Source organism: Salinimicrobium oceani, assembly GCF_012037645.1.
In genome coordinates this window covers 1-395 of record NZ_JAAVJR010000893.1, presented here as the reverse complement: position 1 = coordinate 395, position 395 = coordinate 1, and the positions used below count along the sequence as shown (strand labels likewise).

The window sequence follows — 395 nt, the reverse complement described above, 5'->3', positions numbered from 1 at the left end:
AGGCCGTCAGTTCGAGTATCCCGCCTACAGGCGGGATGTATCGAGAACAAGGCGTGTCCCACCCGGCTCTTGAGACTCTTCCGAATATCGATATAAATATAAAATGCGGCAACTCCCTCATCTCCCGTTTCGACCTGGATGCCGACTTAAGCAAGGCACTTAAGGATAGCAAATGGAATATTGACAGCTACCGAATAGCCGTGGACACTTACCGCAACGCTCACAACAAGGAGCAGAAGCGGGAGATGGAAAAGATCATCCACGACATCAAGAACGACTTTAGGAGCGAGATCTCCACCAATGATCCCAAGGTGAAAAGGCTGGAAAAGGTGAAAGGCGAGATCTTTTTAATGGCCAATCAAACTCAGCTGTTTGAGCAGTCAAAAAAAGAAAAA

At 47.6% G+C, this 395-nt stretch carries 1 protein-coding gene; it reads left to right on the top strand.

Annotated elements, in window-relative coordinates; all coding sequences use genetic code 11:
• The coding region (locus tag HC175_RS19925; RefSeq protein WP_209310137.1) for a hypothetical protein at window positions 1-395 on the top strand (395 nt) is incomplete at both ends.